The following is a 23,679-nucleotide window of genomic DNA, read 5'->3' as shown; positions in this document are numbered from 1 at the left end:
GTTCATCGGAGTTGGCGCGGGGCGCCGTCAGGATGAGAACCGGGCTCCGACGACCTCGACCCTGGTCGCACCCAGAGATTGCCCCGCGCTTGCCGGAATGAGGAAGACGCGGAAGGGCACCGGACCCACAAGCCCGGCAAGGCTGGCCTTCGGAAGCGCAACGATAAAGGATTGTTCGCGACCGACCTGCGGCGGCGGGAAAAACGCGACCGTGCCAAGCGGCGCCGTTTCCCGCTTCGACCCGTCATCGCCCTCATGGTAGAGATCGATACCCACGAGGAACGGCTCGCCCGGAGCGAGCGACACCGGCTTCAATGTCAATTCAAGAAGCAACGGCCCCGCGCTCCGCTCAGCCTCCGCGGGAACCGAAACGGTGATTTTCGCATCCATCTTTTCGCCCGCCGTCATCGGCGGCTGGCCCTGCGCCTCTGACGTTGGGGAAGGTGTTTGCGCACTTGCCCCGCACGCGGCCGCCGATCCGGCCACGCCCCAGGCTAGCAGTCCCGCCAAGACCATGGCACGCATGTCCGCTTCATCCCAGAGTGATTCCAGAGCGATCCGAGAGTGCGATAGGCAAGAGATCAGCTTTGCCATGGCACAATTCAAGAGGCTCACGGGTACGAAGGTGCCCGGAAATCCGGCCGGACGGCGAGATGGCCGCCGCCCGGTTTCCGCTCGCTTTCCCTCGGCCCCTCAGATCGCGAAGATCTCGATCTTGCCGACCTTGTAACTCGCCTCTTCCGCGTCCTTCTCCGCTCCGGTGGAGGCCACAGGCATGAGCTGGACCTTGATATTGTCGGTCGAAATGCGCCCCTGCCCGGCCTGCGTGCGGATCGGATCGGTGATGTCGATGACGAACGTGCGCGGCATCGCCATGCCGAAGAACGCGAAACTGCCGGCATAATTCGCGTCGCTGTAGGGCGTCTGCGGCGACAGGTACGGACAGTTGACGAAAACATTGGTCAGCAGTTTCGTGGCCGCGGCATTGGGCTCCACGTCCACAAGTCGCGCATAGATGCGCCCGGATTCAACCGCCAGCCGCTTCTCGCCGAACCCGAAAGTCGGCCGGTAGGTCCGGCTGCGGAAGAGAACGGAGACGAGTTCGGGGACGGCGACCGGGATATCGACGGCCACATTCAGCCGTGCGGTCTCGTCGGCGGAGACGGTGGAGAGCACATCCGGCTCCAGCCTGGGGGCCGCGATGCCGCTCAGCGCCGACTGGTTTTTCTCCTCCGGCAACTGGAAGGTCGAGCTCACCTCCCTCATCGCCATGTCGGTCAGCGTGTCGTAGGTATAGCCGAGCGAGCGGAAATCGACGCCCGACTGAGCCGTAACGTTCGCAACCGGCTTGCCGTCCGTATCGTAGAACTGGTCGTTGTAGACCTGGGGCTGGGACGGCGTCGTGTTGCCCGCCGCCTGCCACTCCGCCCACAGCCGGTCGACATTGCCGTGATGCATCCAGAAAGCCGGATCAAGCGGAGACATGCCGTCGATCATATGGCCGTTCGGTGTACCGGTGACCACGTGCCCGGAATTGTGCGGCGTTCCCTCCAGCGCCGTCTGGTACGGCGAGAACGCCGGAATGCGCTGAATGGAACTGATGGTCTGGGCGGTGAAAGCGCCGCCGCGGACAGGATCATCCTGCAAGCCGAATGTCGGCGTCAGGTTCCGCGTGCCCACCGTCGTCACCTCGTAAGGCCCCCAATTGTCCGACTGTGCATCCGAGGGATCGTTCCAGAAGGTGACGTTGAGCGGTCCGGCAGCGAAGAAGGCGCCCGGCAGCCGGCCGGAATTCGTCGTCCAGTCCCAATAGCCGAGCGCGAACTCCGGCTTGCCGATAAGCGCGCCGCAGATACGCTCGAAATAGACGAGATATTGCCGGTGCCAGGCGGCGAAGTCCGGCCTCCCGTGCGGACAGTGGTTGATATGGATGAGCGATTGCTGCCGCCAGCTGCGCGTGTCTTCCTCCTGCGAAAGCTCGTGCATGGCTTTCACCGCCTCGGCGTAGTCGGCAAAATACGGATCGTCCGGTTTCATCGTCGAAATATTGCGACGAACACGCAACGGGCCGTCATTGGCCGCATGCGCCCGTGTAATGCCGAGCCGCGACGCCATGGCCAGCGCGCCCGCGCCGGCTCCAGCCAGAAGAAATGATCTACGATGAAGCGAAATCGACATGGCAGGCCCCTCCCATAGCAACATGTCAATCAAATAATGTTTAGAAAATTCTCATTACATGAATATTGAATACCTATCAGAGAATACATTCAATAATGTCCGAAACGACAATAAAGAAAATATATCCATTTAATAAAATATTTAGCATATAATATATATCCGCGCGGCACCGTATCCACGCAAGCAGACAGCCTAACCGAATATACTGCCGAACATACTTAAGAAATTGCCTTGGAAATCATCGTGCGATGCGCTCGCTATCGCCGGTGCCAGCCCTCAGTTCCCCGGGCAAGGCGCCGCCGGCTCCTGGTATTCGAACGCGCTCAGCTTGCCGATGACGGAGAAGTCGCCGTAGTCGAGCCGCATCCGGCGCGTGACGCCGTTTTCATACTGGAGGAAGGAGATCGAATAGACCGGCTCGCTCTCCTCCATCGGCATGTTCGGCGCATAGAAGCTTACCGTCACCGGCCACGCCCGTCCCTTGCCGATGACGGCGACCGCCGCTGCGTCGTCCTCGCCGCGCTTGCCGGCCTTCGGGGCTTCGCGCTGCGCCGGATCAACTTCCTTGCCGATGACCGACAGCGTCGGGAAGATCGCGCGCCCGCTCTCCGAACCGTCGAAGGTATCGGCCTGCAGAATGCGCTTGCCGGCCTTGGCGGCGGCGATGATCGCGCGCGTGTGCTCGATCGGGAACAGCGCCTTGCCCTGCAAGGTGATGCTCTCCTCCTCCGGCCGCTTCAGATCGACTATGACCGTATCGTCCTGGTGCCGCGCCCGGCCGAGCGTGTCCTCGGTGGCGACACCGTTGGCGAAGGTGCGCACGGTGAAGTCGAACCCGTCGGCCGATTCGTAAGCCGAGGTCTGCAGGTCGGAGAGCTGCGAGCCGCCCTTGGTATCGAAAACCCGCATCACCAGCCGGAATGTCGAGGTGTAGCCGTCGCAGGTCGACCCGCTGGTCTCGTAGACGATGCGCCCGTCAACCGCCGCGATGCCGGACCGGTCGGAGGAATCGCCGAGCTTCAGATCGTAGACCGCCCGATGCGGGGCGAGGTCCCCCGATGCAAGGACGGCCGGTGCCATGGCGGCCGGCTCTTGCGCGGCGGCCGGCAGGGAAGCGGACAGCAGCGCCGCAAGGCCGGCGGCGGCCAGCCCCGGGCAAGCGCGCGCCGGAAAAGGGCGACGGGCGCCGAAAAAGGCGGGCGAAAGCGAAAAGGAACGCAAACCGAACTGCAACACCGACAAGCCTTTCGAAACGGAGCGGACCGGACAGCCCCTGTCAGCCAACATCTTCCCCACCATGCGCCAGATCGCCATTCCATGCCAGAGTGCCGTTGGAGGAACGAACCGCATTTCGCACGAGCAGCACGCCGACGCCGCCCTTGCTCGGCGAGGAGAACGGCCGGACAACCCTGTTGCCGCCCGCACCGATTTGCGCCAATGTCGCGACCTCGTTTTGACTGCACAAGCCCTTCAACTGGAGCCTTCCATGACCGGTCCGATCGAAAAGCGGCTCGCCGATCTCGGCATTGTCCTGCCGAGCCCCGCCGCGCCGGCCGCCAACTACGTGCCCTTCGTCGTCAGCGGTCTGCACCTCTACATTTCCGGCCAGTTGCCCTTCGGTGCCTCCGGCGCGCTCATCAAGGGTCGCTGCGGCGAGGACCTTTCGGTCGAAGACGGCCAGAAGGCCGCCCGCCTGTGCGCCATCAACCTGCTCGCCCAGGCGAAGGCCGCGACCGGCGACCTCGGCCGCATCGCGCGCCTCGTCAAGCTCACCGGTTTCGTCAACTCCACGCCCGATTTCACGGATCAGCCGAAGGTCGTCAACGGCGCGTCCGACCTGATGGTCGAGGCGCTCGGCGACAAGGGCAAACATGCCCGCTCCGCCGTCGGCGTCGCCGCCCTGCCGCTCGGTGTGGCGGTGGAGATCGAGGCGATCTTCGAACTCGCCTGAACGGCACCCTGACAGGACAAGCAAACCATGTCCGCCCCCGCCTGGCTCACCGCCCGTCCGATCGCCCATCGTGGCCTGCACGATGCCTCCGCCGGCCGCATCGAGAATTCGCCCTCGGCGGTCGCGGCGGCGGTGGAGCGCGGTTTTGCCATCGAGGTCGATCTTCAGGAAACGGCCGATCAGGGTGCCCTCGTCTTCCACGACAACACGCTCGACCGGCTGACCCGCGAGAGCGGCCCGGTGCGCGCCCGCGCTTTGGTCGATCTCGTGCAGATCCCGATGCGCGACGGCTCCGACCATTTGTGGGATCTCGATGCCCTGCTCGCGCTGGTCGCCGGCCGGGTGCCGCTGGTCATCGAGCTGAAATCGCTCAACGCCCGCGACGGCCAGCGCGCCTTCGTCAAGGCCGTGACCGAAAGGCTTGTCGCCTATGACGGCCCGGTGGCGCTGAAGACCTTCGATCCGGAAATGCTCGCCAACGTCCGCGCCCTTGCGCCTGCCATCCCGCGCGGCATCCTGGCGGAGGATACCCGCTCCGACGAATGGCGCCGGCGCTTCGGGCTGATGGAGCGCTTCATCCTGCGCAACATGCTGCACTGGCCGCGCACGAGGCCGGATTTCATTTCCTATGGCGTCCACTCCCTGCCTGCGCCCGCGCCCTGGGTCCTGCGCAATCTTTTCGGCGTGCCGGTGATGACCTGGACGGTGCGCACCGCCGACGACCGCGCCACCGCCGCCCGCCACGCCGACCAGATCGTCTTCGAAGGCTTCGATCCGGATCGTCTTTAGGGAGGGGCGCGGCGTCTCGCCCGCCCGACGGGCCCTTTCCGTCCTCGTCAACTCTGTCTTGGCGAGCATGGAAGCCGGGATCACAGCCACACCCGCGATTGTCATCTCCGCGCAGGCGGGGATCCAGCATCCCAGAGGCGCCGCGTCTTTTGCCTCATGGTTTGATCCTGTGGTTGCTGGATTCCCGCCTCCGCGGGAATGACATCGAATGTGGGGCCCATTTCTCAGGCAATGATGACAGAGAGCGGGGACTGTCATTCCCATCGCCTCGCGCCCCTTCCGCTCGCCCCCACACTCCACCTTCTTCGCAGCCGCCCTATAGAACTCCCGCCGCAATGCACTAAATTCATCCGCATGCCCTCTCCCCGAACCGGCGAGCGATGACCGACAGTTCCGAGCACATCATCCGCGTCCACTCCACCCTTGCCGATATCCCGGCCCGCCAATGGGATCGGGTGGCCAATCCCGGCTGGACACTCGGCCCCGGCGGCCGACTTGAATCTCTGCCTGAAGATGCGCAGCTCCCCGTCTCCGCCGCCAAACCTCTGAAACCGGAGCGAAATCGCGCGGGCCTTGAATCGGATTGCAAGGCAGGTGAATCGATACGTGAAGTTCCCGATGCCGCGTCCGAACCGCTTGAATCAGAAGCTGAGACACTTGAATCACCGTCTCAGGTAGCGGAATCAAATCCTCAAGAAACCAGCTTCAACCCCTTCGTTTCACACGCATTTCTACATACACTCGAAGAGGCAGGCTGCGCGGTCGGCAAGACCGGATGGCTCGGCCAGCACCTCGTGCTGGAAGATGGCTCGGGCACCCCGCTCGCAGCAGCGCCCTGTTACGTGAAGACCCATTCCCAGGGCGAATACGTCTTCGACTACGGCTGGGCCGATGCGTTTGAGCGCGCGGGCGGGCGCTACTATCCCAAGCTTCAGGTCTCCGTGCCGTTCACGCCGGCGACCGGCCGGCGCCTGCTCGTCGGGCCCGACATCGACCGCGACACCGGCCGCGCGGTGCTTGCCTCCGGCCTGCATCAGCTATGCGACCAGCTCGGCACCTCCTCCGTTCACCTCACCTTCCTGCCGAAGGCGGAAGCGGCGTTTCTGGAGCGCGGCGACTTTCTCATCCGCACCGACCGCCAGTTCCACTGGCCCAACCACGGCTACGCCACCTTCGACGATTTCCTGGGTTCCCTCGCCTCGCGCAAGCGCAAGGCCGTGAAGCGCGAACGGCGCGAGGCGCTGGAAGGCGGCATCACCGTGGAATGGCTGACGGGCAAGGACATCACCGAAGACCACTGGGACGCGTTCTTCGAATTCTACATGGACACCGGTTCGCGCAAATGGGGCCGGCCCTATCTGAACCGCACCTTCTTCTCCCTTCTCGGCGAGCGGATGGGCGAGCGCGTGCTGCTCATCATGGCCAGACGCAGCGGGCGCTACATCGCCGGCGCGCTCAACATGATCGGCTCCGACACGCTCTACGGCCGCTACTGGGGCTGCGTGGAGGATCACCCCTTCCTGCATTTCGAGCTCTGCTACCATCAGGCGATCGATTATGCGATCGAGCACGGGCTCGCCCGGGTAGAGGCGGGCGCGCAAGGGTCCCACAAGCTGGCGCGCGGCTACCTGCCGGAGACGACATGGTCCGCCCACTGGATCGCCCACCCGGGCCTGCGCCGTGCGGTGGAGGATTATCTGGAGGAGGAGCGCAGGGCGGTCGCCGAGGAACAGGAGATCCTGAGCGAGCACGCCCCTTACAGACGGGGCGAAGGCCCCGTGCCAGAGCGCTGAAACGACTCGGGCTTTTCGCAGGCAGGGCTCAGGGAAACGACCGTCCGCGCCTGTGGCCCCGTCGCCTTGACGGATGCTCGAACGGCGCCGCGCAACCGCCTGTTCCCGCCCTTGGCCAGCGTTTTGCGCCAGGCGATTCTGCGCTATAGGAAAAGCGATTTCAGCAACAAGCAATGGAAACCAGGTCCATGACCACGCCCGAGTATGACGACCAGAACGTCTTCGCCAAGATCCTGCGTGGCGAGTTGCCCTGCCACAAGGTCTACGAGGACGACAGCACCCTGGCCTTCATGGACGTCATGCCGCGCGGCGACGGGCACGTTCTGGTGGTCCCGAAAGCCGCCTCGCGCAACATCTTCGACATCGCTCCCGCCGACCTCGCCGCCCTGATGGCGACGGTGCAGACGGTTGCCCGCGCCACCGTGGCCGCCTTCGACGCCGACGGCTGCACCATCCAGCAGTTTTCCGAAGAAGCGGGCGGCCAGGCCGTGTTCCATACCCACGTCCACGTCATCCCGCGCTTCACCGGCGTGAGCCTGCGTCCGCACACGGGCGAGATGGGCGATCAGGACGTGCTTGCCTCGCAGGCCGAACAGATCCGCAGGGCATTCGCCTGACCCTTTCGCAAAGGGGGCCGACCGGGGACCTTGCAAGCGCGCGCCCTCAAGGGGTCGCGCTCACAGCCCCAGCGCCAGCCAGCCGCCGATCAGCAGCGCCTCCGCCGTCAGCACGCCGACGATGAGCCGCTGGCCGGCGGCGAGGAAAGCGACAAAGCCCAGAAGCGCCGCGCCGATCCGCAGCCACAGCGGCGCGCCTTCCAGCGCGCCGGAGGGAAAAAGGATCAGCCGCGCGATCACGCCGGCCACAAGCGCGGTCGCCACCGCCTTGACCCAGCCGAGGAACTCGCTGTCCTCGCGCAGGCGCCCGGCCACCAGCACGCCGATCCAGCGCCAGATGTCGGTGGCGAGCCAGCCGGCGACCACGATCATCACATAGGGCCACCACCACGCATCGGCCGCCGCGCTCATCGCATCCCCGCTCATGGCCGCACCGCCCGGGCGATCCGCGTACCCGCATAGGCGAGCGTGCCGCCGAGAAGTCCGGTCCACAGAAGGTCGAGCCCCGGCAGGTAGACGTAGAAGACCGGTCCCAGCACCAGCCCGGCCACCATCGACGCCTTCTCTGACGACAGCTTCGAGGCGCCCCACAGCGAGCACAGGAAATAGACCGGCGTCAGCAGGAACAGCGCCGCGGTCACCGGCGTCGGCATCTCGCCCACCAGTTCATAGGCGATGCCGGTCATGCAGAACACGAAGGCGGAGATCGTCACGCCGAACCCAAGGAAGAACGGCAGCCGCCCCTCCCTGGGCAGGTGCGGCAGGTGGATCATGGCATAGACCCAGGCCGTCACCGCCACGAAGTGCGAGGCGAGAAACAGTTTCCAGCGCGGCGTGCGGCCCTCCTCCTCGCGCAGGATCGGCAGGAGCGCCACGGTCATCGGCATCAGCCGCACCGAGGCGAGCGCCACGGCGATGGCCGCCGGCAGAAGTCCCATTCCTGACGTGATCGCCCCGGTCATCACCACGATGGAAGGCAGCGCCCAGACGAGCCCGGTCAGCATCAGCGTTTCGCCGAGCGACAGCCCGCTCTCGCGCGCAAGTCCCGCATAGCCGATGAAGGCAGCAGTCAGGATGACGGCGGGAAGCGACACGATCGCCCGCGCGCCGCGGAAAAACCAGACATGGGTGGCAAGCCGCGGCTGCGGCTGGGGGAGACTGTCGTCGGGATCGGGCAAGAGACGAATCCACTCGTGGTTCGGAAAGGCGGGATGGACACCCTAACAAGCGGCGGCCGCAAGGTCAGCCCGCCTGACGCATGGGGAAGACAAATCCCCATGCAGTGGATGCATAGCTGATGTCCGCCGGACAAAGGCCGGCAGCGCTGGAGCGGCAGGCGATCAGCGGGTAGTTTCGCGGCGATTTGCAGGAGAATGCGATGGCGACGCTGATTGCGTTTGCAGGCCTTCCGGGAACGGGAAAATCGACGATCGCGGCGGCACTTTCGAAACGGACGGGCGCGGTGTTCCTGCGGATCGACGAGATCGAGGCCTCCTTGCGCGCCCACGGCCCCTCGCGCGACATCGGGCCGGAAGGCTATCACGTCGCCGCAGCGCTTGCCGCATCCAACCTGCGCCTCGGCCACGACGTCATCACCGATTGCGTCAACCCGTGGCCGCTGACACGGACGATCTTCGCCGAGGCTGCCGAACGCGCCCGCGCCGCGATGCTCGGCGTGGAGATCCTGTGCTCCGACAGTGTGGAGCATCGCGGGAGGGTGGAAACGCGCACCCTCGACATCCCCGGCGGCAGCCTGCCGGACTGGCCCGCCGTCGAGGCCCGCGACTACACGCCCTGGCACGACGCGGATCTGCACATCGACACCGCCACAACCCCGGTCGCGGAAGCCGTCTCGCTGATCCTGAGACGGCTGCTTTACCACCCGGTGCGATAGTTCATCCCGTAAGAGCGCCTATCGTTCAGACGGAATCGTCTGAACGATAAGAAATCGCCGCAGATCAATACCTTGAGCATATTCTTATCGATCAGATTAGTTCAACCTGATCGACAAGGATATGCTCAAGGCAAAATCAGCGCCTGCCAGCCTCGTCTTCTGGTAGCGGGCAAGCCCTGCCGAATGCGATCGAAAGTCCTGCGCGCCATCGCCTCGTCCCGAGTCTCGACGCACAGGTCGAACTCTCCTTCCCGCGCAAACTGCCACGGGATTTTGGTAACCTGCACCACACCAGGCATGTCCTTCAAAAGACGCCGGACGATTTCGATCGCCTCAGGATCCGGACCACAACAATAGCTGCCAAAACGAACAGTCAGATCGCAATCGCCCTCATCGGCCAGAACCGACGGCGCGATCGAAAACATGACGATCGAGAAAATGATCGCCTTGCAGAAAGATACAAGTGTTTGAGCGATTTCTCGTCGACCATGTCGGAGCGATCCGCCTGGGATATGCTTTAATATACGCTCTTCGATCCGGCCAAGCCGCATCACTCGCCCCTTAAGCAAAAGGGGCAGTTTCGACCTGCCCCTTTTTCTCATTCACCAGCGACCGCCTCTAATCCGCCAGCGGCACCTTCGGCACCAGCGAGCGCTTGGGATCCGCGCCGCCGCTGCCGCCCTTGGAGCCGCTGCCGGAACCCGACGACTTCGCCTTCGCCGACGCCTTGCGCTTCTTCTGGGCGCTCGGCTTCTTCGGCTGGACCGGCATATCCTCGATGGCCTCCAGCTTCAGGCCCGGCTTGCCGCCTTCCGGCGTCTCCACCGACACCTTCACCGTGCCGCCCTTCTGCAGCTTGCCGAACAGCACCTCGTCAGCCAGCGGCTGCTTGATGTTGTCCTGGATCACGCGGGCCAGCGGGCGGGCGCCCATCTGCTGGTCGTAGCCTTTGTCCGCAAGCCACTTCACCGCCTCGTCGGTCAGCTCGAACGTCACGCCGCGGTCGGCAAGCTGCGCCTCCAGCTGCATGACGAACTTGTTGACGATCTGGTAGACGACCTCCATCGGCAGGTTGCCGAAGGCGATGATCGCGTCGAGCCGGTTGCGGAACTCCGGCGTGAACAGCCGGTTGATCGCTTCCTTGTCGTCGCCTTCGCGCTTGGTGCGCGCGAACCCGATCGCTTCCTTCGCCATGTCGGCCGCGCCGGCATTGGTGGTCATGATTAGGATGACGTTCCTGAAATCCACCGACTTGCCGTTGTGGTCCGTCAGCTTGCCGTGATCCATGACCTGCAGCAGGATGTTGAACAGGTCCGGATGCGCCTTCTCGATCTCGTCGAGCAGCAGCACGCAATGCGGGTGCTGGTCGACGCCGTCGGTCAGAAGCCCGCCCTGGTCGAAGCCGACATAGCCCGGAGGCGCGCCGATCAGCCGCGAGACGGTGTGGCGCTCCATGTATTCCGACATGTCGAAGCGGATCAGCTCCACGCCCAGCGAGGACGCGAGCTGACGGGCGACCTCGGTCTTGCCGACGCCGGTCGGGCCGGAGAACAGGTAAGAGCCGATCGGCTTTTCCGGTTCGCGCAGACCCGCGCGCGCCAGCTTGATCGCCGACGACAGCGCATCGATCGCCGCGTCCTGACCGTAGACCACACGCTTGAGCGAGGCCGACAGGCCCGACAGCATCTCCGCGTCATCGCGCGAAACCGACTTCGGCGGGATGCGGGCCATGGTCGCGATGGTCGTCTCGATCTCCTTCACGCCGATGGTCTTGCGGCGCCGGCTTTCCGGCAGCAGCATCTGCGAGGCGCCGGTCTCGTCGATCACGTCGATCGCCTTGTCCGGCAGCTTGCGGTCGGAAATGTAGCGGGCCGACAGTTCCACCGCCGTCTTGATCGCGTCGTTGGTGTAGCGGACCTTGTGATAGGTCTCGAAATAGGGCTTCAGCCCCTTCAGGATCGCGATCGCGTCGGTCACCGACGGCTCGTTCACGTCGATCTTCTGGAAGCGGCGGACAAGCGCCCGGTCCTTCTCGAAGAACTGCCGGTATTCCTTGTAGGTGGTGGAGCCGACGCAGCGGATCGTGCCCGATGCAAGCGCAGGCTTGAGCAGATTGGAGGCATCCATCGCCCCGCCCGAGGTCGCGCCCGCGCCGATCACGGTGTGGATCTCGTCGATGAACATGATCGCGCCGGGATAGTCCTCGATCTCCTTCACGACCTGCTTCAGCCGCTCCTCGAAGTCGCCGCGATAGCGGGTTCCGGCCAGAAGCGCGCCCATGTCGAGCGAGAAGATGGTCGAGTCGCGAAGGACCTCCGGCACGTCGCCGTTGACGATGCGCCGGGCTAGGCCTTCCGCGATCGCGGTCTTGCCCACGCCGGGGTCGCCGACGAAGAGCGGATTGTTCTTCTGGCGCCGGCAAAGAACCTGAATGGTGCGCTGGATTTCCGTGTCTCGCCCGATCAGCGGGTCGATCTTGCCGTTGCGCGCCTTTTCGTTGAGGTTGACGCAATAGGCCTCCAGGGCATCCGTCTTTTTCTTCGACGTCTCCTGATCCTCCACCGTCGCCGCGTCCTCCTCCACGCCGCGCACCGGACGGTGCTCGGACGCGCCGGAGCGCTTGGCGATGCCATGCGAAATGTAGTTGACCGCGTCGTAGCGGGTCATGTCCTGCTCTTGCAGGAAATAGGCCGCGTGGCTCTCGCGCTCGGCGAAAATCGCCACGAGCACGTTGGCGCCGGTCACCTCCTCGCGGCCGGACGACTGCACGTGGATCACGGCGCGCTGGATGACGCGCTGGAAACCGGCCGTGGGCTTGGAATCGTCGTCCGTGTCATGGACGAGGTTTTCCAGTTCGGTGTCGATATATTCGATGAGGTTGCGCCGCAGGAGGTCGAGATCGACGTTGCACGCCCGCATGACGGCGGCCGCGTCCTGATCGTCGATCAGGGCCAGCAGAAGGTGTTCCAGCGTCGCATATTCCTGGTTGCGATCGTTTGCATAGGCGAGCGCCTGATGCAGGGCTTTTTCCAGGCTGCGGGAGAATGACGGCACGTGGGTCCCCTTATTTCTTCTCCATGACGCATTGCAGCGGATGCTGATGCTTGCGCGCGAAATCCATGACTTGGGTCACCTTTGTCTCGGCGACCTCGTAGGTGAACACCCCGCACTCCCCGACACCGTGGTGGTGAACGTGAAGCATGATGCGGGTGGCGTCCTCCTGGTTCTTCTGAAAGAACCGCTCCAGTACATGAACGACGAACTCCATCGGCGTGTAGTCGTCGTTCAGCAGCAGCACGCGATACATGTTCGGCCGCTTGGTTTTCGGCCGTGTCTTGGTTACGACGACGGTGCCCGTGTCACCGTCATTATCCTGACGATTGTCTTTACTCATCCCCGTCCGGCCTGCCTTGCCGCCGACCCCGCGCGGCCGACCAGCCCTGCCGTTTGTCCTGGCCGCCCTGGACCCGCACGCCCCGGCCGGCACCATCGTTTCATCAAAGGCGGCCCGGATCGGGCCCGCCCAATTTTCTCTCGTCCACGCCGGCGCCCTCGTGACATGTCTCTCGTCACGAATGTTGTTCGCGGGTCCCGTTCGACAAGCCCCCGCACGACCGGCCGACACCGGCGCCCCGCAGAACCAACTTCTGGCTGCGTCCGCCCTGACAAGGCCGACGACACGTCGGCCTGCCAAATCACGCTCACCCAATTATGTAGGCCACATTGTCGGAATTGTAAGCCGCTTGCCGGGCGGCGCAATGGGGCTTGTCCGCATTCGCCCGGTCAAATCCATGAAAATCTCAAGGAAAACGTCCCCCGCTACCGCGAATAATCGCAAGGGGAGACGGCGCATGTGGAGGACGCGGCAACCTTGGCGAAGCGGAAACAAAACCCCGTGATCGCCGTTACGCCGCGAAATGCCGTCAAACCGGCGGGGGAAACCGTCCGGAGAGGCAGGTCCGAATGGCATCGGGCTGTGCGCTTTCGCGCCCTCCCCCTCATGCCCCCCGCCGTCATTGCCCGGCGAAGTCCGGACGATCCACCGCCACAAGCAGCATTCCGGGCACGCACCGGATCACCCGGACTTCCCCGGGTGATGACGACGGTGGGACATGATGGGGAGGAGTATGAAGACGCGTGGAACTCGGGGCAAAGAACCAACGACCATTTTCTGACCAGCCTTTTTCCGGAAACAAGCGGCAGAAACAGAAAGAGGCCCGGCGTGCCGGACCTCCGCTTCCCCCATCACCGCCCCATCACGGGAAACCGTTTCGAGCCGGGCGAGTGCCCCGCTCGCGCTACTTCGAGGCGACCTTGCCGGCGAAGCCTTCGTACGGCTTGTAGGCTTCCTTGCCGAGATCGAGATACATCTCCGACAGCTTGTTGAACTCGCTGATCATGCTCTCGTAGGCGCTCTTCATATAGTCCGACTGGACCTCGAAGGCCTTGTCCGGCGACTTGGCGGCGATCATCTTCTCAAACGCGGCGGTCGACTCCTCGACGGACTTCTTGGAGAAATCGGCATACTCGGACGCGATCGCCTGCAGCCCCTTGGAGACGGCGCCAAAGCTCTTGGTGGCAACGTCCATGCCTTCTTTCGAGGCCTTCTGAAATTCATCCATTCCGTTAATCATCTTACGAAACTCCATCTTCGCTTTGCACCCGGATCCGCACACGCGACGAAGCCCCCGTGGAGCTCCCGGCACCCACGACAATATCTTCCTTTATATGCACTGCACAAAATATGTCAAGCTCTGAATATTGCACTGCGATATTTTAAGCCCGCGTCCCGGAGTGAGACGCATTCGCACAATTTGTCCCGCGGGCTTTACCGATTCGTAACCGCGTTTCTTCATCCTGCAGACACATCTTCCGAACGGCCCGGGCATTGATATCCGGCCGTCGGATCCGGCTACCGCACAAGGCGGGGCGAGCCGGACGAGGAGACGTCGAACCCCGGGGTGGCAGGCGTCGAAACCGAAGGCGCGCGGGCGATCAGGCCCAACGCGGGCGGACAGGATCCGTGGCCACGCGCGTCCGAAAGCGTCAATGTGTTCAGGCCGGGAGCGCAGCAAACCCGGCCGGTAATGAGTTTGTCTCCATCATGCATTCGCGTAACCGTCGGTCCGCTACGCTGTCGACGCTGATCAGGGCATGGGCGATCGTTTGTATCGCCGTTGCCGCCACGCTCGTCGCGGCGCCGCCTGCTTCGGCCAACAGCAAATATGCCGGGATCGTGGTCGACGCCAAGACGGGCAAGGTGCTCTATTCAAACAGCGCCAATTCCCGTCGCTACCCCGCCTCGCTCACCAAGATCATGACGCTCTACATCCTGTTTGAGGAACTGGAAGCGGGCCGCATGTCGCTCGACACGCCGCTCAAGGCCTCGCGCCATTCCTCCGGCATGCCCCCCTCCAAGGTCGGGCTGCGCCCCGGCGACACGATCAAGGTGCGCGACGCCATCCTGGCGCTGGTCACCAAGTCGGCCAACGACGTAGCGGCCACCGTGGGCGAGAACATCGAGGGCTCCGAGCCCGCCTTCGCGCGCCGCATGACGCGCACCGCCCACCAGCTCGGCATGCGCAACACCCAGTTCCGCAATGCCTCCGGCCTGCCCAACAGCCACCAGTACACCACCGCCGCCGACATGGCCCGGCTGGGGCGCGCCATCCAGGAGCGCTTCCCCACCTACTACAAGTATTTCTCGACCCGCGTCTTCACCTACAAGGGTCGCCGTTATGGCAACCACAACAAGTTGCTCGGCCGGGTGGAGGGCGTGGACGGCATCAAGACCGGCTATATCCGCGCCTCCGGGTTCAACCTCGTCACCTCTGTGCGCAAGAACGGCCGTCACATCGTCGCCGTCGTCTTCGGCGGACGCACCGGCCGCTCGCGCGACGCGCAGATGCGCGAGCTGATCGCCGAATACCTGCCCAAGGCGAGCCGCGGCAGCAAGCGCGATTCCATCATCATCGCGCGGCGTGCGCCTCTGCCCTCCGCCAAGCCCGGCGAGACGACCCCCGTCGCCCCCATTGTCGTGGCCGACGTGCCGCTGCCGCCGGTTCAGGAGGTCGTTGACGACGCCGAGACCACGGATACCACCGAGGATCTGGTGCCGCCCGCACTTGCCGAAGGCGATACGGATCCCGAATCAACCATCGAGACGGCCAGTGTCGTCCCGGCGCCCAAGGCCATCAGCGCCGCCATCGCGCGCGCCCACGACATCGCCCGCAAGGCCGAGATCACCGGCATGCCCGCGGCCGAGCCGAAGAGCCCGAAGGCGACCACGCTCACCGTCGCCAGCGCCGATCCCGCCCCCGCCGCCGTTCCCGAGCGCCCGGCCGGCTGGCACGTCCAGATCGCCGCCGCTCCCACCGAGGCCGGCGCGCTGGAAATGCTGAAAAAGGCCCGCGACAAGGCCGGCAAGACCCTCAAGGGCCGCAAGCCCTTCACCGAGGCCATCCAGAGCGGCGGACAGACGCTGTACCGCGCCCGCTTTGCCGGTTTCGCCAACCAGGACGCCGCAATCGCGACCTGCAAGTCGCTGAAGAGGATGAAGATCGGCTGCTACGCCACCCAGTGAAGTCCGAAGTGTCGCCTGCGGCCGGCGGAGCGTTTCGTCCTCCGGCCGTTTCTTGGAAGGCTGTCGCCTTCCCGCCTCCAGCTAGTTTCGCGTACGGGAGGATCCATGATTTCTGAGAAGCCTGTCCTTGGCCTCGTTGATTTTGGCCGCAAGGAACGTCGAGCCCCCCTGGTCGGGGTGCATCCGAAGCATGAGCCGCCGGTGGGCCGCTCGGATTTCCGTCTCCCCGGCGCCGGGCGCAAGCCCAAGCACCTGATAGGCCTCCTCCTCGCTCATGGGGCCCGCGCCAGGCGTTCCGTCCTGCCGCGCTGCGCCATCCGCCTCGAAGTCTACACGCCATCCGGGATGCCGGCGGTCGAGATAAGCTTCGAGTAGGGCGCGGCTCTCCCCGTCGCCCGCCGTTTCCTGCCACAGGGCCAGCATCTCCTCGCGCGACAGCGCGTCGAGACTGCGGCCCTCGAAGGCCCCCGCGATTACCCCGCCGGCGAGATCGCCGGTATCGTGATCGAGTTCCATTTCCAGCATGGCCGAACGCACCGTGGAGCGCTTGCCCGGTGAGGGCCGCGACCGGGTCGACGAAAACCCCGGCACTCCACCCCAGCCGAGCACGGAGAGCCCCAGCGCGCCGATCGGCAGCGCGAACGCCAACCGGCCGAAGACGAGAAAGATCGCAGCCACCGCCAGCAGCAACACCCCGCTCGTCATCTTCACCCAGAAGGCGAGCCGCGCGGGGTCGGCGGACACGAACGAATTGGCGAAGAGAAGCACGAGCAGCAGCAGCACCGCGCCTATGATGAAGAATGCCATCGCGCCCTAACTCCGCATCTGGCCGATGAGAAGCCGCGCACCGGCATCGCCGCGCGCATTGAGATCCTCAAGCGCGGCCCGCCCGCCCGCCGCATAGGTCGCGACCGCGCCCAGCAGATCGCGCAGTTCCTTCGCCGAGGCTGAGGAAAACCGGCAGAACGCCCCGCCCGTCAGCCGCGCGATCTCGCGAAACGTCGGCTCCGCGCCCGGGTCCGTCCCCTCCTGAAAAACGAAGGCCGGCACGCCCAGCAAGCCCAGTTCGCCTGCGAGCGCACAGAGATCGTCGGCGCTCTCCTCCATGCAGTCGCCGACATAGACGAGCGCCTGAACCTTGCGCGTGCGCGTCTCGTTGATGGCGTGGCGCAGCACCTTGCGGATCTGGGTATGCCCGCCCCGGCAGGTGATGCGGCTCATCAGGTTGCCAAGCCTCTTGCCGTCGCTCACCCATTTGCTCGCCCGGCATTCGCCAAGGCCCCGGAAATAGACGAGCTGCACATCGAGCCCGCCGATCGCGGCGGTGACGGAGAACATGTCGCCCTGAATGGCGCAGGCCCGGTCCCAGGTCGGCTGGCGGCTCATGGTGGCATCGAGCGCGAAGATCAGCCGCCCGCGTCCAGACGCACCCGCCGGCTTTTCCGCCGCAAGCGCCCGCGTCTTTTCCAGAAAGGCGTCGATCTCGCCACGGCTGGAGCGCTGCCGCACCTCAGGCGCGGCGGCGGCGTCGCGGCGTGTCGGCGTCTTCTCCTCGCCCATGGTCGGGGTCCTCCTCACGCGGTCTGGTTCCCCCCAATTTGGAGTGCCGGCCGCTCCGCCGCAAGAAAGGCGGATGTTTTGCACCGCCGCGCGGTCGCAATCGCGTGCGATTGCTCAAGATTGGTGCATTCGCGCCCGCGCTCTGCTAGAGCAGCCTGCGTTCGGGCGGACTCACCTGAACGAAAGAAGAGTTGCTCTGTTCTAGTCGTCTTAGAGCATCCCCAAACGAACAATCCGGAGAGAGCCCGTGACGGCCCCGGCGACACATTCTGCAACACCCCGCCTCATTCGCACCACCCAGGATCTGCAGGCCTGGTCAGACGGCTGCCGCAGGGACGGCCGCACCATTGCCATGGTTCCCACCATGGGTGCGCTGCACGCCGGCCACCTGTCGCTTGTCAAAGCCGCCGCCGAAAAGGCCGACGCGGTCGTCGTCTCCATCTTCGTCAATCCGACCCAGTTCGGCCCCGGCGAGGATTTCGACGCCTACCCGCGCACCGAGGCGGCGGACGTGGAAAAGCTGACCGGGCACGGTGTCGAGGTGGTCTTCGCGCCCAACGCGGCGGAGATGTATCCGGACGGGTTTGCCACCACCGTCACCGTCGGCGGTCCCTCCGCGGGACTGGAGACGGATTTCCGCCCGCATTTCTTCGCAGGCGTCGCAACGGTGGTCACGAAGCTGCTGCTCGCCGCCCGCCCGCATTACGCGGTCTTCGGCGAGAAGGACTACCAGCAGCTTCTGGTGGTGAAGCGGCTCGCCCGCGATCTCAATATCGGCACCGAGATCGTCGGCCGGCCGACGGTGCGCGAGGCCGACGATCTGGCGCTTTCCTCGCGCAACGCCTATCTGGATGCCGCCGCCCGACGCGCCGCCAGCCGCCTACCGGCGGTGCTGAGGCATGTGGTGATCGCGCTTGAGGCCGGCGCGCCTGTCGAAGCCGCGCTTGCCGACGGCCGCGCCGCGCTGGAGCGCGAGGGCTTTGCGGTCGATTACCTGTCGCTGTGCGACGCGGAAACGCTTTCCGCGCCCCGTCCCAACGCCCCCCGCCGCCTGCTCGTCGCCGCCCGCATCGGCACGACGCGACTGATCGACAACATGGGCGTTGCTGCCGCGTAACGGGTAGATTGCGCGTATGGCCGATGTGGACCTTGCGGCCCATCCTCCGAGACGGCGTCTGCGCCGCCTCCTGAGAGCCCGGCCCGGAATTGGTATCGGGCTATGCGCTTTCGGTTATTCCCCCTCATGGCCCCTCCATCGTCATTGCCCGGCACCCGCTTTCGCGGGCACAGGCTCCGTCCGGGCAATCCATCGCCAGCCGCAGCATTCGGTGCGCGCGCTGGATCACCCGGACGGAGCCTGTGCCCGCGAAAGCGGGTGCCGGGTGATGACGATGGAGGGGTATGAAGGCGCGGAGAATTCGACGCGAAGAGCCGGTTACCATTTCCGGACCAAGCTCTCAGGATGACGCGTGTGTGTTGATGAATTTGAAGAAGCCAACCACCCGATAACGTCATCCTGAGGAGGCCCGAAGGGCCGTCTCGAAGGATGGGCCACGCCCTCGAACACGCCCACCGGCCCCGCGCGCGAAATCCCGCGCCCCTACAGCAGCCCCAGCTCCGCCAGTTCCCGGCGCATATCTTCCGGCATGTCGGGAGCGGCGGCGACCGTGTGCGCGTCGCGCGGGGCGTCCTCGGGCTTGAGGTAGCGCCAGCCCTGGAACGGGCGGCGCGGCTGGGTCTCGGTGCGCACCAAGAGCGGCTCCATCACCAGCTCGCAGCGCTTGATGCCGGCGGCATCGGTGAAGGGGCGGATGTCCACGAGCGGCGAGCGCACCTGGATCATGCCCTTGATCACCCAGTAGAGCGACCCGCCATCGAGAATCTCGTCGCGGCGCGAGGGCACCATGCGGGTGACGTGGGAGCGCTCCCATTCGCGGCCGGCGGCGCGCGCCTCCTCACGCGAGAAATCGATCCAGGCCTGAAGGTCCTCGACGGACTCGACGCCGACACAGAGTTTGACGAGATGGAGGGTCATGGCCTGAGATTTAGCAGGCGCGGCCTGTGAGGCAAAGTCGGCTTGCGCTTTTGCACAGGGCTCCCTGAGCAAAGGCCCCGTAAGCAACGGCCCCTTGGCAAGGAGGCGCAAATGGGGCCCGCCATGAGCGGGCCCCTCGCCGAGTCGGCGCGGATCAGCGAAGCTCAGTGCAGGTTCGCCACCGCTTCGCCCGGCGGCAGGACGCGAAAGACGAAGCTCGTCGCCGTCTCGCCCGGTGCGAAGGGCCCCGGAACCTGGTTGTCGACCGCCGGCAACGATTTGAGATAACGCGCGATCGCCGTCGCATCCGCCCTGGTCATCGAGGCAAACGCACGCCACGGCATGGCAGGCGCGAGTTCGCGCCCGTCCGGCCGGATGCCGGTCTGAAGGGCGGTGACGATTTCCTCCTCCGACCAGGCGCCGAGTCCGGTCTTCTCGTCGGGCGTCAGGTTGGGGCCGACGAAGGCCCCGAGGCCGGGCACCTCAAACGCCACCTCCGAACCGGAGAGCATGCGGCTCATGTCCGGCTTGCCGAAGAAATGGCCGGGCGTATGGCAGTCGTTGCAGCCCATGAGGCCGACGAGATATTTACCCCGCTCCACGGCCTCGTCGGCATGGGTGCGCGAGGTGGCGGCGACTGCCACCGGCAGCGCCAGTGCCATCGCCAGGGCGACGGCAGAATTTCGAAATACCTTTTTCAATTTGGATACCCCAATGGACACGATCGACCTCGATCGCTTGGACGGGGATCCTTTGCGCCATCCGGCCGCAGGCTGCCGTGATGCGCATCACGCAACGTCAGATTGCGCCCCGCCGGCTTCCGTCACCGTCTCCTCCAGAACGACGACCGCCGCCCCCTGCTCCACCTGGTCGCCCTCGCTGGCGGAGACCCGCTCCACCCGTCCGTCGCGCGGGGCGGTCACCGCGTGTTCCATCTTCATCGCCTCCACGATGAACAGCCGGTCGCCGCGCGAAACCTCCGCGCCTTCCTCCACGAAGACGGCGATGACCTTGCCGTGCATCGGCGCGGTGACGGCACCATGGCCGCTGTCGTCCTCGGCCTCGCGCAGCAGGCTGTCTGCGAGCGCGACCTTGACCGCCCGCCCGCCTTCCAGCGCAACGACGCCACCGGCAACCCGCGCCACGTCCGCCCCGGCTGTATCCGCACGCTCCGGGACGCCTTGGTGCCAGCGCATCCGCATCTCGCGCTCCTCGCCGTCGACCACGACCCGCACGCCCACATCCCGGTCGCCGGATAGCTGGAACGCATCGCGCACCGACCACGGATCAAGCCATCCGCCCGCATCGGGCTCATCGACTTCGGGCGCCAGCAGCGCCGACAGCGCCGCCTCAACCGCGGCTTCGGAAACCCCGCCGCCCGTCAGCGTCGCGATCTCGCGGTCGATCAGCCCGGTATCGAACCCGCCTGCGCGCACGGCCGGGTGATCGACCAGCGCGCGCAGAAAGGCGAGATTGCAACGCGGGCCGGCAACCGCGGTTTGCGCAAGCGCGCCGGCCAGCCGGTCGAACGCCTCCGCGCGCGTCGCGCCATGGGCGATCACCTTGGCGATCATCGGATCGTAGAAGGGCGAGACCTCCGCCCCCTCCTCCACGCCCGTATCGACGCGGACGCCCTCGCCGTCCGGCAGTCGCAACAGGTCGAGCTTGCCGGTCGATGGCAGGAAGCCGTTGTCCGGATCCTCCGCATAAAGGCGAACCTCAACCGCGTGGCCGGAAAGCGTAAGTTGCGCCTGTTCCATCGGCAGCACCTCACCCGAGGCGACGCGGATCTGCCATTCGACGAGATCGGTGCCGGTGACGAACTCGGTCACCGGATGCTCGACCTGGAGCCGCGTGTTCATTTCCATGAACCAGAAGCCGTCAGCCCTCAGGCCCTTCGATCCGTCGGCGATGAATTCCACCGTGCCGGCGCCGACATAGCCGACGGCCAACGCAGCCGCCACCGCCGCATCGCCCATCGCCTTGCGCACCTCCTCGCTCATGCCAGGCGCCGGCGCTTCCTCGATCACCTTCTGGTGGCGGCGCTGGGCCGAGCAGTCGCGCTCGAACAGATGCACGGCATTGCCGTGCCCATCGGCGAAGACCTGGATCTCGACATGGCGGGGATTGGTGACGAATTTCTCGATCAGCACGCGCGGATCGCCGAAGGCGTTCTGGGCCTCGCGCATGGCCGATTGCAGCGCGTCGTCGAACTCGATGGCCTTGTCGACGCGGCGCATGCCCTTGCCGCCGCCGCCCGCCACCGCCTTGATCAGCACCGGATAGCCGATCTCGTAGGCCTTCTGGCGCAGGAAGGTCGGGTCCTGCAAATCGCCGTGATAGCCCGGCACCACCGGCACGCCGGCCTTCTCCATCAGCGCCTTGGCGCCGTCCTTGAGCCCCATGGCGCGGATGGCGGAGGCCGGAGGCCCGACGAAGACGATGCCCGCCCGCTCGCAGGCTTCCGCGAATGCGGCGTTCTCCGACAGGAAACCGTAGCCCGGATGGATCGCCTCGGCATGGGTCTGCCGCGCGGCGCCAAGGATCTTCTCGATATCGAGATAGGATTCGGAGGCCGGCGCCGGCCCGATCGCCACCGCCTCGTCGGCGAGCCGCACATGCAGCGCGTCCCTGTCGGCCTCGGAGTAGACCGCGATGGTGCCCAGCCCCATGCGGCGGGCGGTCCTGATGATCCGGCAGGCGATCTCACCCCGGTTGGCGATCAGCAGCGATGTCAGCATGTGTCCCCTGAACGTTTCCCTCGAGCATATCCCGATCAGATTGAACCAATCTGATCGGGATATGCTCGAGCTATTGATCTGGAGCGGTTTCTTTTCGTTCAGACGATCCCGTCTGAACGGAAAACGCTCTCGGCCCGGTACGCGGGCTCGTTTCGTGAGGCGAGGAAAGCCCAGTGCGACGGGAACTGCAAGAGGAGAAGGTGACGTTTGGTCAGGAAAGATGATTACAGGGAGGGGTGGAGCCAGTTGTCTCTGAACTGTCCATCGTCATTGCCCGGCACTGGCGCCTCTCCCTCGGTGTCATCCCCGCGCAGGCGGGGATGACAACCGAGTGTGGGGCGGGCATGTGAGGTCACTTCTATAACGATTTCAATCACATCCCGCCTTGCGCCAATGCCTCCACCGTCATTGCCCGGCGCAGTCCGGGCAATCCATCGCCGGGCACAGCACGCGCGGAGAGCGCTGGATCCCCCGGACAGAGCCGGAGGATGACGGCGGAGAGATCGCAATGCCCCTCGCCCCCTCACCCTGCCAGCTTCACCCTGCCAGCTTTACGGGCACCTTGAGATACGTCACGCCGTTGGCCTCCGCGGGCGGCAGCTTGCCGGCGCGCATGTTCACCTGGATGGACGGCATCAACAGGTTCGGCGCGGCGAGCGTGGCATCGCGCGCCTCGCGCATGGCGACGTAGTCGTCCTCGCTCTTGCCACCGCCCACGTGGACGTTGCGCGCCTTCTCCTCGCCGACCGTCGTCTCCCAGGCGTAGTCGTCGCGCCCCGGCGCCTTGTAGTCGTGGCACATGAAGAGCCGCGTCTCCTCCGGCAGGCTCAGAAGCTTGTGGATCGAGCGGTAGAGCTGGCGCGCGTCGCCGCCGGGAAAATCCGCCCGCGCGGTGCCGTAATCCGGCATGAACAGCGTGTCGCCGACGAACACCGCATCGCCAATCCGGTAGGAAATGCAGGCCGGCGTGTGCCCCGGCGTCGCGATCACCTCGCCCTTCAGCGCGCCGATCTCGAAGACCTCGCCGTCCTTAAACAGATGATCGAATTCCGACCCGTCGCCGGAAACGTCCTCGGCGTTGAAGACGGGGCGGAAGATTTTCTGAACCTCGCGGATGCGCTCGCCGATGGCGACCGGCGCGCCGGTCTTGAGCTTGATGTAGGGCGCGCCCGAGAGATGATCTGCATGGGCGTGCGTCTCCAGCACCCAGACGATCGAGAGCCCCCGCTCGGACGCCGCATTCAGGATCGCGTCGGCGGATTTCGTCGAGGCCTTGCCGGACTTGTGATCGTAGTCGAGAACCGGATCGATCACGGCCGCCTTGCGGGTTTCCGGATCGGCCACGAGATAGCTCACCGTGTTCGTCGGCTCGTCGAAAAAGGCCTGAATATCAGGGGCGATGTCGGCGGTGGTCATCGTTCTCTCCTCACGTTTCCTGCCCCCCGGTCCGATGCGTGCCGGTCCGATGCGTGCCCCGGCAGGTCGCGCATTCGGCAGCAGGGCATGCTCGTTCTTGACAAATATATTCATACATTCTA

22 protein-coding genes are annotated in these 23,679 nt (G+C 65.3%); 7 read left to right on the top strand and 15 right to left on the bottom strand.

The annotated features are described in order from the left end of the window. Positions 1-27 precede the first annotated feature (27 nt). The 3 genes from V2L18_RS03085 to V2L18_RS03075 form a co-directional block, all read right to left on the bottom strand. Positions 28-594 carry a hypothetical protein gene (locus V2L18_RS03085; RefSeq protein WP_336176331.1) on the bottom strand — a complete coding sequence of 189 codons (567 nt, stop codon included), beginning with the start codon at positions 592-594 and terminating at the stop codon, positions 28-30. Between the two features lie 99 nt (positions 595-693). Then, a complete protein-coding gene (locus V2L18_RS03080) occupies positions 694-2,178 on the bottom strand; it encodes a tyrosinase family protein (RefSeq protein ID WP_336176330.1) in 1,485 nt (494 codons plus the stop codon). A gap of 276 nt (positions 2,179-2,454) precedes the next feature. Next, positions 2,455-3,258, bottom strand: a complete 804-nt coding sequence (locus V2L18_RS03075; RefSeq protein WP_336176329.1) for a DUF1849 family protein — start codon at positions 3,256-3,258, stop codon at positions 2,455-2,457. A 406-nt stretch (positions 3,259-3,664) separates the two neighbouring features. On the opposite strand from V2L18_RS03075, the gene V2L18_RS03070 reads away from it, so the two are divergent. The 4 genes from V2L18_RS03070 to V2L18_RS03055 all read left to right on the top strand — a co-directional run bounded on the left by V2L18_RS03070 (position 3,665) and on the right by V2L18_RS03055 (position 7,328). Next, positions 3,665-4,129, top strand: coding sequence for a RidA family protein (locus V2L18_RS03070; protein ID WP_336176328.1), 465 nt, complete (start codon positions 3,665-3,667; stop codon positions 4,127-4,129). Positions 4,130-4,156: 27 nt separating this feature from the next. Beyond that, positions 4,157-4,918 (top strand): glycerophosphodiester phosphodiesterase family protein, encoded by a 762-nt coding sequence (locus V2L18_RS03065; RefSeq protein ID WP_336176327.1) that lies wholly within the window; start codon positions 4,157-4,159, stop codon positions 4,916-4,918. A 380-nt stretch (positions 4,919-5,298) separates the two neighbouring features. Continuing rightward, positions 5,299-6,711, top strand: coding sequence for a GNAT family N-acetyltransferase (locus V2L18_RS03060; protein ID WP_336176326.1), 1,413 nt, complete (start codon positions 5,299-5,301; stop codon positions 6,709-6,711). 188 nt (positions 6,712-6,899) lie between these two features. Continuing rightward, positions 6,900-7,328 (top strand): HIT family protein, encoded by a 429-nt coding sequence (locus V2L18_RS03055; RefSeq protein WP_336176325.1) that lies wholly within the window; start codon positions 6,900-6,902, stop codon positions 7,326-7,328. A 60-nt stretch (positions 7,329-7,388) separates the two neighbouring features. On the opposite strand, the gene V2L18_RS03050 is transcribed toward V2L18_RS03055, so the two are convergent. Together V2L18_RS03050 and V2L18_RS03045 are read right to left on the bottom strand one after the other, a co-directional pair. After that, the gene (locus V2L18_RS03050; protein ID WP_336176324.1) at positions 7,389-7,754 is read right to left on the bottom strand and encodes an AzlD domain-containing protein; all 366 of its coding nucleotides are present in this window, start codon (positions 7,752-7,754) and stop codon (positions 7,389-7,391) included. Next, on the bottom strand, positions 7,751-8,506 hold the full coding sequence (locus V2L18_RS03045) for an AzlC family ABC transporter permease (RefSeq protein WP_336176323.1): 756 nt from the start codon (positions 8,504-8,506) through the stop codon (positions 7,751-7,753). Before V2L18_RS03045 ends, V2L18_RS03050 begins: the two co-directional genes overlap by 4 nt. Before the next feature lie 200 nt (positions 8,507-8,706). Between V2L18_RS03045 and V2L18_RS03040 the strand changes: the two genes are divergently transcribed. Continuing rightward, positions 8,707-9,222, top strand: a complete 516-nt coding sequence (locus tag V2L18_RS03040) for an AAA family ATPase (protein ID WP_336176322.1) — start codon at positions 8,707-8,709, stop codon at positions 9,220-9,222. Positions 9,223-9,347: 125 nt separating this feature from the next. Here V2L18_RS03040 and V2L18_RS03035 read toward each other — a convergent pair whose 3' ends face one another. From V2L18_RS03035 to V2L18_RS03020, 4 genes are all read right to left on the bottom strand, one after another. Continuing rightward, a complete protein-coding gene (locus V2L18_RS03035; RefSeq protein ID WP_336176321.1) occupies positions 9,348-9,773 on the bottom strand; it encodes a hypothetical protein in 426 nt (141 codons plus the stop codon). Positions 9,774-9,840: 67 nt separating this feature from the next. Beyond that, positions 9,841-12,276, bottom strand: a complete 2,436-nt coding sequence (clpA, locus tag V2L18_RS03030) for an ATP-dependent Clp protease ATP-binding subunit ClpA (RefSeq protein ID WP_336176320.1) — start codon at positions 12,274-12,276, stop codon at positions 9,841-9,843. 10 nt (positions 12,277-12,286) lie between these two features. After that, positions 12,287-12,616 carry an ATP-dependent Clp protease adapter ClpS gene (clpS, locus tag V2L18_RS03025; protein WP_336176319.1) on the bottom strand — a complete coding sequence of 110 codons (330 nt, stop codon included), beginning with the start codon at positions 12,614-12,616 and terminating at the stop codon, positions 12,287-12,289. 904 nt (positions 12,617-13,520) lie between these two features. Continuing rightward, positions 13,521-13,844 (bottom strand): phasin family protein, encoded by a 324-nt coding sequence (locus V2L18_RS03020; RefSeq protein WP_336176318.1) that lies wholly within the window; start codon positions 13,842-13,844, stop codon positions 13,521-13,523. Between the two features lie 482 nt (positions 13,845-14,326). On the opposite strand from V2L18_RS03020, the gene V2L18_RS03015 reads away from it, so the two are divergent. Further along, complete coding sequence (locus V2L18_RS03015; RefSeq protein ID WP_336176317.1) at positions 14,327-15,805, top strand: SPOR domain-containing protein; 1,479 nt, start codon at positions 14,327-14,329, stop codon at positions 15,803-15,805. 81 nt (positions 15,806-15,886) lie between these two features. Here the strand turns inward: V2L18_RS03015 and V2L18_RS03010 are convergent, their stop codons facing one another. Together V2L18_RS03010 and V2L18_RS03005 are read right to left on the bottom strand one after the other, a co-directional pair. Further along, positions 15,887-16,612, bottom strand: a complete 726-nt coding sequence (locus V2L18_RS03010; RefSeq protein WP_336176316.1) for a DnaJ domain-containing protein — start codon at positions 16,610-16,612, stop codon at positions 15,887-15,889. 6 nt (positions 16,613-16,618) lie between these two features. Continuing rightward, a complete protein-coding gene (locus V2L18_RS03005; RefSeq protein ID WP_336176315.1) occupies positions 16,619-17,365 on the bottom strand; it encodes a VWA domain-containing protein in 747 nt (248 codons plus the stop codon). A 247-nt stretch (positions 17,366-17,612) separates the two neighbouring features. On the opposite strand from V2L18_RS03005, the gene panC reads away from it, so the two are divergent. After that, on the top strand, positions 17,613-18,482 hold the full coding sequence (panC, locus tag V2L18_RS03000; protein WP_336176314.1) for a pantoate--beta-alanine ligase: 870 nt from the start codon (positions 17,613-17,615) through the stop codon (positions 18,480-18,482). A gap of 483 nt (positions 18,483-18,965) precedes the next feature. On the opposite strand, the gene V2L18_RS02995 is transcribed toward panC, so the two are convergent. From V2L18_RS02995 to V2L18_RS02980, 4 genes are all read right to left on the bottom strand, one after another. Further along, complete coding sequence (locus V2L18_RS02995) at positions 18,966-19,400, bottom strand: DUF1489 family protein (RefSeq protein WP_336176313.1); 435 nt, start codon at positions 19,398-19,400, stop codon at positions 18,966-18,968. A 164-nt stretch (positions 19,401-19,564) separates the two neighbouring features. Then, a complete protein-coding gene (locus tag V2L18_RS02990; RefSeq protein WP_336176381.1) occupies positions 19,565-20,062 on the bottom strand; it encodes a c-type cytochrome in 498 nt (165 codons plus the stop codon). Between the two features lie 126 nt (positions 20,063-20,188). Next, positions 20,189-22,141, bottom strand: a complete 1,953-nt coding sequence (locus V2L18_RS02985) for an acetyl/propionyl/methylcrotonyl-CoA carboxylase subunit alpha (protein WP_336176312.1) — start codon at positions 22,139-22,141, stop codon at positions 20,189-20,191. A 537-nt stretch (positions 22,142-22,678) separates the two neighbouring features. Then, a complete protein-coding gene (locus V2L18_RS02980) occupies positions 22,679-23,557 on the bottom strand; it encodes an MBL fold metallo-hydrolase (RefSeq protein ID WP_336176311.1) in 879 nt (292 codons plus the stop codon). Between the last annotated feature and the right edge of the window lie 122 nt (positions 23,558-23,679).

The sequence above is a fragment of the Breoghania sp. JC706 genome, assembly GCF_037026715.1.
GTDB lineage: Bacteria > Pseudomonadota > Alphaproteobacteria > Rhizobiales > Stappiaceae > Breoghania.
The sequence above is the reverse complement of the archived record's forward strand: the minus strand, read 5'-3'. Positions and strand labels throughout refer to the sequence as shown.

Coding starts and splice junctions, on each gene's coding strand:
- V2L18_RS03085 (WP_336176331.1), bottom strand. CDS start 594: ATGGCAAAGCTGATCTCTTGCCTATCGCACTCTCGGATCGCTCTGGAA.
- V2L18_RS03080 (WP_336176330.1), bottom strand. CDS start 2,178: ATGTCGATTTCGCTTCATCGTAGATCATTTCTTCTGGCTGGAGCCGGC.
- V2L18_RS03075 (WP_336176329.1), bottom strand. CDS start 3,258: ATGGCACCGGCCGTCCTTGCATCGGGGGACCTCGCCCCGCATCGGGCG.
- V2L18_RS03070 (WP_336176328.1), top strand. CDS start 3,665: ATGACCGGTCCGATCGAAAAGCGGCTCGCCGATCTCGGCATTGTCCTG.
- V2L18_RS03065 (WP_336176327.1), top strand. CDS start 4,157: ATGTCCGCCCCCGCCTGGCTCACCGCCCGTCCGATCGCCCATCGTGGC.
- V2L18_RS03060 (WP_336176326.1), top strand. CDS start 5,299: ATGACCGACAGTTCCGAGCACATCATCCGCGTCCACTCCACCCTTGCC.
- V2L18_RS03055 (WP_336176325.1), top strand. CDS start 6,900: ATGACCACGCCCGAGTATGACGACCAGAACGTCTTCGCCAAGATCCTG.
- V2L18_RS03050 (WP_336176324.1), bottom strand. CDS start 7,754: ATGAGCGGGGATGCGATGAGCGCGGCGGCCGATGCGTGGTGGTGGCCC.
- V2L18_RS03040 (WP_336176322.1), top strand. CDS start 8,707: ATGGCGACGCTGATTGCGTTTGCAGGCCTTCCGGGAACGGGAAAATCG.
- V2L18_RS03035 (WP_336176321.1), bottom strand. CDS start 9,773: ATGCGGCTTGGCCGGATCGAAGAGCGTATATTAAAGCATATCCCAGGC.
- clpS (WP_336176319.1), bottom strand. CDS start 12,616: ATGAGTAAAGACAATCGTCAGGATAATGACGGTGACACGGGCACCGTC.
- V2L18_RS03020 (WP_336176318.1), bottom strand. CDS start 13,844: ATGGATGAATTTCAGAAGGCCTCGAAAGAAGGCATGGACGTTGCCACC.
- V2L18_RS03015 (WP_336176317.1), top strand. CDS start 14,327: ATGCATTCGCGTAACCGTCGGTCCGCTACGCTGTCGACGCTGATCAGG.
- V2L18_RS03010 (WP_336176316.1), bottom strand. CDS start 16,612: ATGGCATTCTTCATCATAGGCGCGGTGCTGCTGCTGCTCGTGCTTCTC.
- V2L18_RS03005 (WP_336176315.1), bottom strand. CDS start 17,365: ATGGGCGAGGAGAAGACGCCGACACGCCGCGACGCCGCCGCCGCGCCT.
- V2L18_RS02995 (WP_336176313.1), bottom strand. CDS start 19,400: ATGACCCTCCATCTCGTCAAACTCTGTGTCGGCGTCGAGTCCGTCGAG.
- V2L18_RS02990 (WP_336176381.1), bottom strand. CDS start 20,062: ATGGCACTGGCGCTGCCGGTGGCAGTCGCCGCCACCTCGCGCACCCAT.
- V2L18_RS02985 (WP_336176312.1), bottom strand. CDS start 22,141: ATGCTGACATCGCTGCTGATCGCCAACCGGGGTGAGATCGCCTGCCGG.
- V2L18_RS02980 (WP_336176311.1), bottom strand. CDS start 23,557: ATGACCACCGCCGACATCGCCCCTGATATTCAGGCCTTTTTCGACGAG.